The 13,944-nt window shown below is 34.1% G+C and carries 16 protein-coding genes and 1 riboswitch; of the genes, 3 read left to right on the forward strand and 13 right to left on the reverse strand.

What is annotated here, in order from left to right; translation table 11 throughout:
* Positions 1-95 precede the first annotated feature (95 nt).
* Together H510_RS0114145 and H510_RS0114150 are read right to left on the reverse strand one after the other, a co-directional pair.
* Positions 96-674: a DUF6580 family putative transport protein gene (locus tag H510_RS0114145; RefSeq protein ID WP_026904917.1), complete on the reverse strand. Its 579-nt coding sequence runs from the start codon at positions 672-674 to the stop codon at positions 96-98.
* Between the two features lie 34 nt (positions 675-708).
* Positions 709-2,628, reverse strand: a complete 1,920-nt coding sequence (locus H510_RS0114150; RefSeq protein WP_026904918.1) for a TonB-dependent receptor plug domain-containing protein — start codon at positions 2,626-2,628, stop codon at positions 709-711.
* A 101-nt stretch (positions 2,629-2,729) separates the two neighbouring features.
* Positions 2,730-2,921, reverse strand: a riboswitch (cobalamin riboswitch).
* A gap of 184 nt (positions 2,922-3,105) precedes the next feature.
* On the opposite strand from H510_RS0114150, the gene H510_RS0114155 reads away from it, so the two are divergent.
* A complete protein-coding gene (locus H510_RS0114155; RefSeq protein WP_026904919.1) occupies positions 3,106-3,381 on the forward strand; it encodes a hypothetical protein in 276 nt (91 codons plus the stop codon).
* Between the two features lie 3 nt (positions 3,382-3,384).
* Positions 3,385-3,543, forward strand: a complete 159-nt coding sequence (locus H510_RS20160) for a hypothetical protein (protein ID WP_155977981.1) — start codon at positions 3,385-3,387, stop codon at positions 3,541-3,543.
* Here H510_RS20160 and H510_RS0114165 read toward each other — a convergent pair.
* The 9 genes from H510_RS0114165 to H510_RS0114205 form a co-directional block, all read right to left on the reverse strand.
* The gene (locus tag H510_RS0114165; protein ID WP_342662631.1) at positions 3,532-4,683 is read right to left on the reverse strand and encodes a putative sensor domain DACNV-containing protein; all 1,152 of its coding nucleotides are present in this window, start codon (positions 4,681-4,683) and stop codon (positions 3,532-3,534) included. The genes H510_RS20160 and H510_RS0114165 overlap by 12 nt on opposite strands.
* Positions 4,684-4,695: 12 nt before the next feature.
* Positions 4,696-5,181 (reverse strand): heme-binding domain-containing protein, encoded by a 486-nt coding sequence (locus tag H510_RS0114170; protein ID WP_026904921.1) that lies wholly within the window; start codon positions 5,179-5,181, stop codon positions 4,696-4,698.
* Complete coding sequence (locus tag H510_RS0114175) at positions 5,178-5,972, reverse strand: inositol monophosphatase family protein (RefSeq protein WP_026904922.1); 795 nt, start codon at positions 5,970-5,972, stop codon at positions 5,178-5,180. Before H510_RS0114175 ends, H510_RS0114170 begins: the two co-directional genes overlap by 4 nt.
* Entirely contained in the window at positions 5,965-6,426 is a 462-nt protein-coding gene (locus tag H510_RS18995) for a GtrA family protein (RefSeq protein WP_036692959.1), read from the reverse strand. Before H510_RS18995 ends, H510_RS0114175 begins: the two co-directional genes overlap by 8 nt.
* Positions 6,426-7,589, reverse strand: coding sequence for a prolipoprotein diacylglyceryl transferase (locus H510_RS0114185; protein ID WP_026904923.1), 1,164 nt, complete (start codon positions 7,587-7,589; stop codon positions 6,426-6,428). The genes H510_RS18995 and H510_RS0114185 overlap by 1 nt, the downstream gene beginning before the upstream one ends.
* A gap of 15 nt (positions 7,590-7,604) precedes the next feature.
* Positions 7,605-8,924, reverse strand: coding sequence for a tRNA (N(6)-L-threonylcarbamoyladenosine(37)-C(2))-methylthiotransferase MtaB (gene mtaB, locus H510_RS0114190; protein WP_026904924.1), 1,320 nt, complete (start codon positions 8,922-8,924; stop codon positions 7,605-7,607).
* Positions 8,925-8,985: 61 nt separating this feature from the next.
* The gene (locus H510_RS0114195) at positions 8,986-9,558 is read right to left on the reverse strand and encodes a UbiX family flavin prenyltransferase (RefSeq protein WP_026904925.1); all 573 of its coding nucleotides are present in this window, start codon (positions 9,556-9,558) and stop codon (positions 8,986-8,988) included.
* A gap of 223 nt (positions 9,559-9,781) precedes the next feature.
* Positions 9,782-10,411, reverse strand: a complete 630-nt coding sequence (locus tag H510_RS0114200) for a hypothetical protein (protein ID WP_026904926.1) — start codon at positions 10,409-10,411, stop codon at positions 9,782-9,784.
* 341 nt (positions 10,412-10,752) lie between these two features.
* The gene (locus tag H510_RS0114205; protein WP_026904927.1) at positions 10,753-11,082 is read right to left on the reverse strand and encodes a hypothetical protein; all 330 of its coding nucleotides are present in this window, start codon (positions 11,080-11,082) and stop codon (positions 10,753-10,755) included.
* A 770-nt stretch (positions 11,083-11,852) separates the two neighbouring features.
* Between H510_RS0114205 and H510_RS0114210 the strand changes: the two genes are divergently transcribed.
* Complete coding sequence (locus H510_RS0114210) at positions 11,853-12,788, forward strand: hypothetical protein (protein ID WP_051291245.1); 936 nt, start codon at positions 11,853-11,855, stop codon at positions 12,786-12,788.
* Here H510_RS0114210 and H510_RS0114215 read toward each other — a convergent pair whose 3' ends face one another.
* Complete coding sequence (locus tag H510_RS0114215; RefSeq protein ID WP_026904929.1) at positions 12,789-13,172, reverse strand: DUF3037 domain-containing protein; 384 nt, start codon at positions 13,170-13,172, stop codon at positions 12,789-12,791.
* On the reverse strand, positions 13,159-13,932 hold the full coding sequence (locus H510_RS0114220) for a HipA family kinase (RefSeq protein ID WP_036692962.1): 774 nt from the start codon (positions 13,930-13,932) through the stop codon (positions 13,159-13,161). Before H510_RS0114220 ends, H510_RS0114215 begins: the two co-directional genes overlap by 14 nt.
* Positions 13,933-13,944 lie beyond the last annotated feature (12 nt).

Below are 13,944 nucleotides of genomic sequence, written 5' to 3' on the forward strand. Positions count from 1 at the left end.
AAGCCTTTTTTGAGTAATTCAGAGTACATTTCGACTCCGCTCAATGTGACAAATACGATTATTTAGACAACCTCTTTAAGGTATACCATTTGGCATTAGTATGCCAATTCTTTTTGACTTTTTAAAATCGTGAATTTAGATTTTGCTAATTCAAAACCACCATATAAAACTGCACCAAACACTAAGTTTCCTAACAATAGGTTTTTCTCAAAAGGAATTGCTGCAATTAAAGATTGGTAATAACCTGTAATGTCTTTATTGTATAAAGTACCACCTAACCAAGGTTCAATATCAGTAACTAACCAATGAATTAAAACACCAGCTAATGAACCTAATAAAACAGTATTTACATTAACTGTTTTAATTAAGCTACCAATAAATACCATCGCTACAAAGCAGATATAAACCCAAACAAAGCCATCATAAAACAAAGTAAATTCGCCTGTATAAGAATAAGTCACAAACAAATCACTGATGAACAAAGTAATTAGAGGAACTAAATAAGCTTTGTATTTATTGGTGAAATAAGTACCACCAAACATGGCAATTGCACCTACGGGTGTAAAATTAGACCAAGCAGTTTGTTCGCCTAAACTTAAAAATCTTGTAGCAGCTGCGGCAAGAATCATCATTACCAATACCCAGTTTCTTACGTTTATTTTATTTAAAGACATACATTATAATTTATGATGGTAAATTTATTAAATCTTATTGAAAAAGAAAGCTTATACCTGCATTAAAGTTTGTACCCATGGTATTATAGCCTGCAAAATCATTATATCTGGCATCAAAGAGATTTTTTACATCTGCAAAAAGCGTAATATTTTTCTTTGCTTTATACTGTACATAGGCATCAAACTTATGATACGATGTTAAAACTACATTTTGTTCGTTAAAATTGGTATCGTAATAAATATCTCTTCTACTATCTGTCCATTTGTACAATAGGCTAAAGCTTAGGTTTTTGTTCAAGTTATAGCTCACATTAGCGCCTGATGAATTTACTGGTCTTCTAGAAAGATTAAAAGCCCCCGGCGTACCCGGAGATTTAACTACCCTACCATATACATAAGCATAAAATGCGCTAATACTTAAATTATTATGGGGTTTAAAACCAATTTCGGTTTCTATACCTTCATCATTTTGCTGGTTCTGATTTAAATAACCAAAGCTACCATCTGCTCTAGAACCAAAATCAATCACATCATCAATCTCTCTGAAAAAGACGCTGGTATTGATGTTTAATTTATTCTGGAATAAATCTGTACTAAAGCCAGCCTCATAGTTAAAAGATGTTTCTGGTGCTAATCCCGCTGGGTTTGAATATTCTGGTGAGGTTAACTGATATAAACTTGGTACTCTAAAAGCAGAAGAAATATTACCATAAACCTTAACACTATTGAATAGTAATACAGAAGGATTAAAAGTATAAGTAAAATTATCTCCAAAAGCGCTATGGTTATTGTACCTACCGCCTAGCTCCATCCTAAAAACATCTTTTACGTTAAAGAATAGAGAGGTAAAAAGACTAGCGATATTGTTATTAGCATTTCCGGCAGTAAGTGGTGCACCAAAACCACTAAATTGGTCGGTAGCACTGTATTTATAATTAGCCCCTGATGTTAAATCTAAAAAGTTATTCACTTTGTATGAGAATATACTTTCTATATTGGTAATACTACCTTTATAATAACTATTAGCGCCATTATTATCAAACTTATTAGATACATTATTTTGGCTAGCTATTAAGCTTAAATTACCTTTTCTTAAAGCTACATTAACACCAATATTTCCTAATAAAGCTACTTTATTGTAGTTATAGTTGGTATTGTCTTGAAAAGCTCCACCATCTAAACCAGATTTATTATTATTAAGTTGTAAACCACCTAATATTTTTACTGTGCTATTGAGATATTGTGATAAATTAAGACTTAAACCTTGCTGACTAAATTTGTCTTTCTCGAATGGAGAAGGTGTGTTTAAAGGCTGGGCCGATGAAAATCCTTTACTATCTAAATTAGAAAAATTAAATGCTACTGCTGTTTTATTGATATTACCATTAAGACCAACAGCTTGTTTATAAGTATTGTAAGTACCACCACTTAACAAGGCATTTGTTTTAAGCTTACCCTCTCCTTTTTTAGTGATGACATTGATCACACCAGCAACTGCATCTGAGCCATATAAGGTAGAGCTTGCACCTTTTAATACTTCTATTCTTTCGATTTGGTCTATGGCAATTGCGGCTAAGTTGTACTCACCAGAAATTCCAGAAGCATCATTCACTGGAATACCGTCTATTAAAATAAGCGTATTGGCAGAAGAAGCTCCTCTTAAATAAACTGATTTTACTTCTCCTAAAGCACTACCGCTACCTGTAACGTTTAAACCGGGTACAGTGTTTAGCAATTCTGGTAATGTTCTGCCTTGTGAGCGTTCTATTTCTTCTCTAGAGATTACCCTAACCATTTTACCAATATCACTGATTTTTTTTGGAGAACGAGAAGCCGTAACAACTACCTCGTTTAAAGAACTGGGCTTTTGCGATTGCGCATAAAGCCGGGCATCTGCTAATGCCAGTTGAACAAGCCCTAGGCTTGCTGCAACGTAAATGTTTTTTCTTTTCATTTTGTTGTGAGTTTTAGCCCACAGCAAACAGAAAATTGGTTTTGAAATGGAAATACCTTGTGGTAGTACTCGCATTCAAACGCTTCAATCCCCGAAAGCTATGAATTTTTAATCGTTAGGCAGGTCTTCTGACTTACTCTCTGCTTCCAGCCTTCCCAGTTTTAAGTATCAAACCAGTGGCAAAATTTAGAAGCAGTCTTAAAGAGCTTACAGCTGCGGGACAGTTGAAGAATTACACTTCATTCCCTTTTAATCTCGTTCTAAAACGAGAACCATAACGCCACGAAGATAATAGGAAATTAATTACTGTACTATTTTTTTTTAAAACAATTCATCATTGAGGATGAAAATTTATAAAAACCGTATACTAAACGTGTTTTAAATCATCATTTTAATATATTTTCTTAAAAACCTAAAAAACAGATTTTTTGGTACAGTTATCGATTATCATAAATAGTCTACTAAAATTTTAGCATCATGAAAATCAATATCATCGGTAATGTAAAAGTCCTAAAAAGTAAAAACGCACTGCAAACAAACTTTGCTAAGCATCAGCATAGTTTAAGTGAAGAAATGAGTAAAGACAAACATCATGTTTTGTACACCAGTTTGCTGTATGTTTTATCTATTTTAAGTATTGCTAGCTGGATAATTTCTTTGAAAATATTACCTTTTGGTGATGTCTTTCAGTTTTTATTAGGTACAGCAGTATTAACCGTTAACTTACTCATTTTTAAACATACTAAAATTTAAGCTATGACTTTTGATGAACCACAAGCTAACAGGAAAGATTGGAAAAAGCAGAAAGCTAAGAGAGATTTACTAGTGAAAAGAAATACTGAAAAGGCTAATAAACCTGTTTCTGTTTTTGAAACAACTAATGAAAGCTCGACCAAAAAGAGTTTAAAAAAGTAGAGTTTCTATGCGATGGGCTTGTACGCATTTCATCGTTATAGACCAAGATAATACCGTAAAATGGCCATCTTGTGATGCAACCAAAGCAATGCAATCATGATTATCATAAACAAATTGAGCGGAAGAAAGATGTCTGGTTCCACCTAGTTGGGCAATATCTATTAGAGAGGCCTCTCCCCCGATTACAGGTTCAATAAAAGCTACTTTTTTTACACTACTGTTTCCTTCGCGTTTACCAATTTTAACACCAAAAGCTAATAATTCATACTTATCATTCATGATGGTTGCGCCATCAATAGCTGTAAAACCAGCAATATGGTCAACCTCTTTTTTTAACTTACTTATCCATAAGCTTTCGCTGATGTTACTGCCATCCTTTAAAATTAAATTAGCTAAACCTTCAAATGGTGGATTTAATTGATAGCGAAAAGGTGATATTAATGATTGTTTCCACTGTTCATCATCAGAAGGTGTTAATAGCAAAGTACCTCCTCTACCATGAGAACGCATAAAAACTGCTAATTGGATAAGAATATTGGTAGTATCATTTCTTAAATAAGGTGCAGTAAAACCTAAAAGTGATTTTAAAATCTGCGGACTATCTGGTAATATTCCACTTTCTTCATTTACGATTTTAATTTCATCGCCCTTGAGGATAACTACGTTAGTGAATTTTCCATAGCCATTAATCCTCTTATGCTTAATAACCAGCAAACCGGGTTCAGAAACATCTAATACGAAACAATAATCGGGTATATAAGTAGTAGAGCCCCAAACAAAAAGTTCGCCATCTTGAAACCAAACACCTAAATGTATACCCGCACCTTCTATACCCGGAGCTAGTTTAGAAAGCACATAAGCGTTTAAAGTTAATTTTTCTTGAAATACAACTGGGTGCAAGGCTTGCTCTGGCGATAGAAAAGCTAAAGAAATACGAGGGTATTTGCCTTCCTCGCTTCTGAAACTTGCCCAAAAGCATACATCAATAATAGCTTCTATAATATTTACCTTGGGTATGGTAGCTATATCTTGCGGCTCTTGATCATGAGCTAAAGCAATATGATGCAGAAAGTGCTCTGATATTTTAGGAGCAACAATTTTTGCCGATTGATACGTGGGTGAATATTTTATAGAAGCCATTAAACATGTTCTTTATTTTTTACTTTCCTCTAATGCAAAAGCAGGATCGCTTTGAATTTTTAAACGTGTTTCTTTTGCCCAATTTACCAATGCTAACCTTTGTGTTTCATTCAATTTAGCATCTTGATGTATCCAAGTATAAGAATCTAAAGGCATCCAGTGGTCTTCCTGAGACTCTATTAATTCTTCTAGTTTATGATCTTGCTTTTTAAGCTTATAAGTTAAAAACTCATCAAAGTTTAAATGTCTTTTTCCATCATCTACATGGCTATCTAACCACCAGGCAACAGGCTGTATATTAGCATACCAAGGATAAACGGTATTATTGGTATGGCAATCATTACAAGCAGTTTTTAAAATCTGCATGGTTTCCTCATTAGCTGGAAACTTATTATGTATACTGTTAACAGATGGTGTAGTACTTATATTTTTTTCTGGTTTGATAAATTGTATGATGACCAAAACAGCCAGTAAGCCTAATAAAATTTTCTTCTTCATGATTTAAAATACTTGTTTATAGTGGTTAATAATTCTTGTGATATGTGTCCGTTTGTGGAGACAATATCGCAATTTTTTAAAGCATTTTTTCCACCTTCAAAATCAAAATTTTCTCCACCTGCTTGTTGTACAATAAACATCCCTGCAGCAATATCCCAAGGTTTTAAATTATATTCAAAATAAGCATCAAAACGACCACAAGCTGTATAAACCAAATCTACAGAAGCAGCTCCTATTCTTCTTAAACCGTGGCAGCTTTGTATTAAATCGCCAAATAAAGCCATATAAGCATCTTTGCGGGTAAAATCATAATAAGGAAAACCTGTTGCCAGTAAGCTATCGGCAACTTTAGTATTTGTAGATACTTTTATTTCTTTGCCATTTAAGAAAGCAGCGCTTCCCTTCCAAGCGTAAAAGCATTCGTCCTTACCAATTTCATAAACTACACCTAAAACCAGTTCGTCTCCTTCTTGCAGAGCTATGCTTACCGCAAAGGCCGGAATACCGTGGATGAAATTGGTTGTACCATCTAAAGGGTCTATAATCCAATTAAAAGTTTCGGCTTCATGATGTTCTCCTTCCTCGGCAATAAAACCAGAACCAGGTAAAACTTTAGCTAAAGCTGATACAATCATTTCTTCAGAGGTTTTATCCACATAAGAAACCATATCATTAGTGCCTTTATATTCTATTTTTGATGATTGAAATAGATCTGATTCTTTTCTAATAAAAGCTCCGGCTTCTTTAGCAATACGGATAACTTCAACACACAATTCCTGATAGTTAAGCATGGGTACGAACTTTAAAAGTAAATAATTTATGGATGTAATAACTGGCAAAACCTAAACTTAAAGCAGAACTGATACGCCCAGCCGTAGGCCAGAAACCACATAGCTCTACAAAAAATCTTAATAAAGCATAATTGGCAAAAAATCCAATAAAAGCGATAGTGGCAAAGCGTATAAATTGTTTTCGGGCTTTTAAGCTAGATTCATTAAATACGGTATATTTAGTAATTAAGAAATTAACAATAATACCAACCGAATAAGAAATGGTTAAAGTAAACTCGTGTGCACTTGCTCTAAACTGGTTAAATTGTATGCTTTGATGCTTTAATATGTAGTTGATGATGGTATAATAAACCAAAACATCGGTAACAGTGGCTATCCCTGCTGAAAGGAAAAAACGCACCATTTTATGTTGATAGAAAGCATTTAAAGTTTCTGATTTTGATAAAACAGGCATTAGGCTACCGCCCTTCCCGATTTATAGTTCTTAAAAGACCAAATGATGCCTCCTATACCTGCTAATATCATGATAGAGGAAATTAATTCGGCTTGTGTAAAGGAAAGTCCGGCAACTTCATATTTAGAGTTTACACGTATACTTTCTATTAAAAAACGCTCTATACCATTTAAAATAAGGTAAATAGAGAATAACAAACCCGGAGCTTTAATTCTATCTTTTATAGCCCAAAGAAAGGCAAAAAGTAGGATGCAGATAAAAGCTTCATACAATGGTGTAGGATAAACTGGATTAGCCAACTCGAAACAAAACTTACCTTCGCAACCGGCAATTGGTACACCTTCGTTAATCACATTATGTGGATATTTGGAAGCCCAAGCCCAGTCTGGCAACCAAGTTAACCAGTTAGGTTTAGCACTCAAATTTTCTATACCCCAGTCTCCATCACCAGATAACTGACAGCCTAAACGCCCAACGCCGTAAGCTAACATCATACCCGGCCCGCCAATATCCAGCATGTGAACTGGTTTAATACCATTTTTATTAGCGATGTACAACACTGCTGCACCACCACAAATTAAACCACCGTAAAAAGTTAAACCACTAAATGATAATAGGTTTTGAATAGGATCTTGCATAAAGCGATCCCAATATTCTAGATTATCGAAAATTTTAGCTCCAAGAATTCCTGCAATAGCTGCCCAAGCAATTAAAGTTCCCATTAATTCATGAGGATGAACCGTTTGAACTACTGTTTTAGGTTGAGCAAGTTTTTGTTTCTTATTCTCGGTATAAGCCCAATAAATAAATAAAATGGCAATCAATAACCCAGCAGCAAAATTCCCTTTAGTAGATAATAAAACGTCTTGCGGACTGTTTACAAACTCAGCATAATTAAAAATACCATATACCAGTTTAAAGCCTATTAAAAAGCCAAATATCCCGTTCATGATAATTTCATTGGTGCTAAGCCCTTTTCCTATAACTACCGTTTTTTGAAAAGGATGTACCTCGCCTAATTTCTCTCTTCTTTTAAACTCTTCTGAGAAAGCCCAATACCCTGCCATAAAAGCTAAGGCAACAAAAAAACCAAAAGTTTGTATTGGCAAAGGAATATTTACACCTGTTAAATACTCGATAAGATAAGATAGCGTAGGAAACATAAATAATTTTGGTTTTTAGTGGGTAAGAATTTCTTGAACTTCAGCAACTTCCATATCCCCATCGGCACTGATTTGTTCTAACTTAACAGTTTTAATTTCATTTACCAGAATAGGATCATACTTGGCTTTTACCTTTACATAATTTCTGGTAAAACCATGCATAAAACCTTCTTTAATATCTCCTTCAAAAAGAACTTCAGCTATGTTGCCCACTTCGGTTTCGTAAAAAGCCCTTCTTTTTTTATCTGATAAGATGTGGAGCATTTTACTACGTTCTGCCCTTTCATGCATAGGCACAGCACCTTCCATAGTTGCGGCAGGCGTATTTTCTCTTTCAGAATAGGTAAAAACGTGTAAATATGATATGTTTAATTGATTTAAAAACTCATAGGTATCTAAAAAATCCTGACGAGTTTCTCCGGGAAAACCAACAATAACATCAACACCAATACAGCAATTAGGCATGATACTTTTTATGGTAGCTACCCTATCCGCATACAGCTCTCGGCGGTAACGCCTTTTCATCAAAGCTAATATTTTATTGGTGCCTGATTGTAATGGGATATGGAAATGAGGTACAAATTTGCTAGACTGTGCTACAAACTCAATAATCTCAGTACTTAATAAATTAGGTTCTATAGATGATATACGAATACGGTTGATACCTTCCACTTCATCTAAAGCTTTAACCAAATCAAAGAATTTGTCTTCTCTTTTGCCGTCACGAATACCAAAATCTCCCAAGTTTACACCTGTAAGTACAATTTCTTTAATACCAGAAGCAGCAATTTCTTCTGCTTGTTTCACAACATTGGCAATGGTATCGCTTCTACTTTCACCACGGGCTAAGGGAATAGTACAAAAAGTACAAGAATAATCGCAGCCATCTTGTACTTTTAAGAAAGTACGGGTACGGTCGCCAATAGAAAAAGCCGATACAAAGCTTGTGGCTTCATGTATAGGTTTATTATAAATTTCTGCTTTGGGCTTCTTGGTTAAATCGGTAATATGCTCTATCAGCTGAAATTTCTCGGCAGCACCTAAAACCACATCTACACCTTCTATATTGGCAATTTCCTGAGGTTTTAGTTGTGCATAACAGCCAACAATAGCAATATAGGCAGATGGCGAGTGCTTTAAAGCTTCCTTAACTACTTTCTTACACTTTTTATCGGCATTTTCTGTTACAGAACAGGTATTGATAATATATATATCAGCTTGATCGGTAAAATCTACCGTATCAAAACCAGCCGCACTAAACTGCCTGCCAATGGTTGAAGTTTCAGAATAGTTTAACTTACAACCTAAAGTGTAAAAAGCAACTTTTTTATTCATCTCTATTAATGGCGGCAAAGATACTAATTTTGGTTGAAAGGTATTTTAAATCAGCTCAGCATTAAGCTTGATTTTCTCCCCAGCGGTAAGTATCATCATCTAAACCTGCTAAATCAATAATTCTGTTAACCACGGTTAAAGCTACTTCTTCAATAGTTTGGGGTCTGCTATAAAAAGATGGTATAGCCGGACAGATGATACCTCCTGCTTCTGTTACTGTTTTCATATTGGTAATATGGATAAGATTCAAAGGTGTATCACGAGCAACTAAGATTAATTTTCTTCTTTCTTTAAGGATAACATCAGCAGCTCTGGTAGTTAAATCGTTAGAAATTCCCGTTGCAATGCGCCCCATCGTACCCATAGAGCAAGGCACAATAATCATGGTGTCGTATTTGGCAGAGCCAGATGCGAAGGGAGCCATGAAATCTGATTTAGAATAAAACGTAAAAGGATAGTTTTGGTAATCTTGATGACCCAACTCGTATTGCCAAACGTCTTTTGCATTATCAGACATCACAACACCTGCAGCTGCTATTTGATCTTGCAGTTTCACTAATTTATCTAACAAAATTTTTGCATAAATAGCTCCACTAGCCCCGGTAATGGCTACAACAATCTTTCTTTTTCTCATGATGATATAAACGACTAAGCTAAGATTTAGTTTGAAATAAAAAAGGGCCGAATAACAAGTATTCGACCCTACATCTACCTATGAAAAACATGCCCTTTGGGAGGGCATTACAAATGTAGGAACATTTTTATTATTACCAAAATATTTATAAAATTTTAACAGATTTTTTTTGTTTTTTTTTTTAATTGATTATTCGAGTTAACAAATAAAATAATTAAAGAAATTATTTTTCATTTAATGGCTTAATTTCTATATTCCCTTGACTACCTTCACTGGCATCATAAACTTTTCCTTGAGGCAAACCCATGGGCGAGCGTCCCATACCCGAGCCTAATGCTACCCGGTACCACAAATTTTGAACATCAACATAAGGGTTTGTACTGGTAGAAGCACCTTTAGCCAAAGTTTCGATGTAATTTTTTTCTTTATTATTATCTGATTGAGGTATTAACCCATCCTGATTGTATTGGATAAGTAAATTACCTCCATTTCCATTGGCTTCGGTTTTATTTCCTACTTCATAAGTTCTGCCAGATACATCTATAACCGTTTTACCAATTTTAATAAACTTGCCTGATAGCTTTAGATTTGTACCATTGTTTTTTCCATCATGTGCGGTAATAAAAGTTTTATCGGCCAAGATGATATGATTGGCATAAATGGTAAAATCTTTTTTACCCTGTATTTCTAAGGATGACTTTTTATTGAGCACCAAAGAGTCTAACCTTAATTCATTAATAGCTTTATCTTTTATGATGTGTTTTCCTTTTGCAGGAATGATTAAACTTTGGGCATTCACGCTATTCAGCAAAAGGATACAAAAACCCAGCGTTATTAAATAATTTGCTTTCATGATATGGAGGATATGCTTTCCTTTATTATTGATGATGTAAACTTATAACATCTTAAAAACGATAAGGTTTGATAAATGTTTCATTATCAAGTTATTTATAGGTCATGTTTGGGGTTTTAAAAGCCTAGGGTTTCAACCATGGGCTAAGATGGTTTTTTTTATTTTTAGGGTAACTCTTTTTGAGACTCCAAAGTCGATGAAACCACTTTTATCTGCAAAATCTATTGGCTGAACATTTAAGTAGAAATTGTTTATATCATAAAATATATAAATATTAAAACTACTCCAAAAACGTCCTACATATTTAAAATGTTGATATTGTTCTTTTTTTTCAACTTCCTTCAGTTTAAATCATGGATTAGTTGATTGATTATTTCAGCTTTCTTATCAATTGGAGAATCTGATTTTATATAAGTTATTCCATAATTTTTCGGAATTATCCAAAACCCATAAAGTCCTAAGAATATGAAAAGTCCGCAAAAGGCATATATAGCCCAAAGAGGCGTAATATTTTTTGTTGTCACTTTCTTAAGCTGATACCATTCGGTAAAATTGAGTAGATACAGAAAATATAGCCCAATTCCGAGTGCTCCAATTGAGATGAAATAACTCCAATACTTGTCTAAAAAATTTGTCCTATTAAATTTCTTGATAAAATCTTCGTATGTCATATTCTCTTATATTAATTTTCCCTATAGCACCGAAATGACGTAAAGTATGCAGTCTATGCCTATGTGTGAAATTATTAAAATTCTACATCTGGGAATTTTCTACAAAACACACATAAATTTACATTATATTACATAGGTATTTTTCATAAAATAGCATTTAAACCCAAAATATTTAAATAAAAAATCATCATAAATAGATTGCTTCTTCGTTCCTCATCGCGATGAGAGAAGGGGACTAACATTGCGAAGTGTCTTTGATGACTAATGACAAACTAAAGTCTTATTCCTTCTCTCTGCTGGATCTTTTTAAACTGAACAAAATTATATTCTGTTTTCGCTTATCCAAACATTTCTCTACAAACTTACGATGACAAAAAAATCTCTTAATCAATCATTCAATCCATCAAAAATCAACCAAAAAAAGCAGAAGGCTAAAAGCTTAAAGCGGAAAGCTTCAATCATCATAAGAATACTGACTATTTCCCTTATTCAATCTATCCTTTCTTATAAAAACTTAGAATTGTTTTAACCACGGAGAACACAAAGTTCGCAGAGGGCTTTTATAAATCTACAACCAGCTTTGTGTGCTCTGTGAACTCCGTGGTTAAGAAAAAGAAAAAATCAATCCTCTGAGTGGAAAGCCAAGACGGAAAGCTTCAATCACTCATTCTAAAATCAATCCTTCAATAAATAAAAATCTCCACCCATAACTGACCATAAACTCGTTAGAAATATAAAAACATCTTATTTTTGCGTTTCCAAAAATTTATATGACATCAAAAATTAAAGCGCTCTCCTATTTACTTATCGTTTTTTGTGTATGGCTAACGGCTTGCTCTTCATCTGATAAAAATACGGTTAATAACTCTGAACTTACTTTTGAAGACTTAAAAGGGATAGTTTTCCATGAAGTGAGAAGGGAATTTAAAAACGGATTATCTTTTAATGAAATAGGTTTTCAGCAAGAACCCGAGTGGACTTTAGCTTTCCAAGCTCAAGATTCTGTTGATGTTTTTAGTCCTACCATGAATAAAATGGTTGGTTTTTACCTTCACCACGATCATAAAAGCTATTATAATTTCGCTAAAGAATGGTTTAGTGTAATTTCTTTAGCAAAAGATAGTATTGTTTTACAGCGTTTAGAAGTACAAAGTTTACGTGTTAAAAACGATGTACGCTCTAATGTTTACATGACTTTTTATGCAGATAATTACATCAAAAACAAGCTTAAAACTACTATTGCAGAACTAAGAAAACCAAGTAAACAAGATACTTTATTTGTTACCGAAAGAGCTAAACAAGCAAATTTACATCCGCTAGATTCTAATTATTTATTTGCAGCCCGTAACCCTGTAAAGTTTACAGCCATCAGTAAAAATATTAGCGTAGAGAAAACCAGTACGTTTGATAAAGCTTTATCGCAAAGTAAATCTTATGCTTATTTATATCCAGAATACGAGGTAAACATCAGCAAAGCTTATAAAGAATTTAATTTTGCTTTTAGGGTTATTGTAGAAACATCGGGTAAATTAACGGTGTATGATTTCCCTACTTTTGATGAGGATACCGAAAAAGCTCAAAGAAAAGTTTTCCAAGGTATTTTGGATGTTTATTTAGCCAATATGCTAAAGATTGAGCCGGGAAATACTTTAGGCATTAAGCATGCTTCTTTGGTAACGTTGTATGTAAAAGGAAAAATGAATTAGTTATTTCACAAACTGCTCTAGTAATTGGCTTAAAGTTTCCTCAGGGTTTTGGGTTAAACCCGGATGTACTTTAGAACATTGTAAAATAGTGCTTCTGGTGGCCGTTAACCATCTAAAACGAGATGGTAAATCCAACTGGGCAATGGGCGAATTGCAATTTTCTCCTTTACAAATACAATCAAAAATATGAAGGTGTTGCTTTAAATCATTTACTTCTAGTGCTGATGCAAAGGCTTTTAATCGGTTCTCATCAACATAAAAAGCTGCTTTTAAGAACTTGCTTTTAGCGCAATACAATACCACCCCAATATTTAGAAATTCTTCTCTTTCTACTTTAGGGACAAGGCGAATAATCGCATATTCATATAAATTACGCTCTTGCATTTTTGGCGGCTTCTAAAAAGTGATCAGCATGATTTAAGCGACTGGTTAAAAATGCTACATAAGCATCTCTATAAGCTTCCGGACTATCAAAATAAGTTCCTTTTAACCAATCATCAGGAATAAGCTGTACAATTTCTTCTAAAATATTGGGTGTAATTTGTGTTTTAAAAATGGCATGTACTTCATCAAGCTTGGTTGCTTGCTTTAATAAAACATGGTCTTTAATTAGCGTAAAGGGCTTTTTTGCTTGCTCTTGCCAATTATCCCAAGAATGATGAAAATATAAAGAAGCACCATGGTCTATTAACCAAAGCTCTTTGTGCCACCATAGCATATTGGTATTTCTGGCGGTACGGTCCATATTCATTAAGAAAGCATCTAACCAAACAATTTTTGAGGCCAAAAGAGGGTCTACCTGATACACACCAGGGTCGTAGGTGATAGAACCAGACAGGTAATGTAAAGCTAGGTTTAACCCGGTACTAAATTTTAGTAAATCCTGAATTTCTTCATCGGGCTCGGTACGACCAAAAGCTTCATCTAAATCTGCAAAAACAAGCTCTGGTATTTTAAAACCCAATTTTCGGGCTAATTCCCCTCCTATTACTTCGGCAATTAAAGCATTGGTACCTTGGCCAGCACCTCTAAATTTTAAAACGTAGAGAAAACCATCATCCGCTTCGGCAATAGCAGGCATAGAACCTCCTTCTCTTAAAGGGGTTACATATCTGGTGACCGTTACTTTCCTTAATTCCATCATCAAGCTAAATAT

Origin of the sequence: Pedobacter glucosidilyticus DSM 23534, assembly GCF_000425145.1 — a bacterium.
GTDB classification, from domain to species: domain Bacteria; phylum Bacteroidota; class Bacteroidia; order Sphingobacteriales; family Sphingobacteriaceae; genus Pseudopedobacter; species Pseudopedobacter glucosidilyticus.